We start from the raw sequence: 457 nt of genomic DNA, 5'->3' as shown, positions 1-457 counted from the left end.
AAGTAGGACCGTGCCGAGGCCAGCCGTCATTTCGGGCTCGCTCACGGCATAGGCGCCTAACAGCGTGGTCGCGACCAGTGCGAATTCCGTCGTCACGCCAGGATCGACATTGGCCGAATGGTGATAACCGACCGCCGCCAACACCGCGACCGTCAGCAGCACCGTGGGCACGGCAAACGGTATCGGCAGGCTTGCCGCGATGGCACCCGCCAGCGCCCCGATCGCAAACGTTCGCATGCCCGCTGGCAGCTCTGCGCTGTCGGCATGACTCCGCTCGCGCTCAAGGCCGATCGCCAGCCCCACACCCAGGGCAACCGAGAAAGACAGCAATGAAGACATTCAGTGGAGTCGAATGGCTGTTGCGTTGACCTGTTCAGTATTGCGCGCGGCAACGCTTTCCGATTGATCTGGCGCAGTCGTTGGTCGACTGCCGGGCGGTCGTTCCACAGCACTGTTC

The 457-nt window shown here is 63.2% G+C and carries 1 protein-coding gene; it reads right to left on the bottom strand.

The features are described 5' to 3' along the window. The coding region (locus tag JWH17_RS23315) for an MgtC/SapB family protein (RefSeq protein WP_205225097.1) at nucleotides 1–339 on the bottom strand (339 nt) is incomplete at its 3' end. Between the last annotated feature and the right edge of the window lie 118 nt (nucleotides 340–457).

The sequence above is a fragment of the Desulfogranum marinum genome (assembly GCF_016918565.1).
GTDB lineage: Bacteria > Desulfobacterota > Desulfobulbia > Desulfobulbales > Desulfobulbaceae > Desulfogranum > Desulfogranum marinum.
Note: the sequence above shows the minus strand (reverse complement) of the source record. Positions and strands in the feature narration are given on the sequence as shown.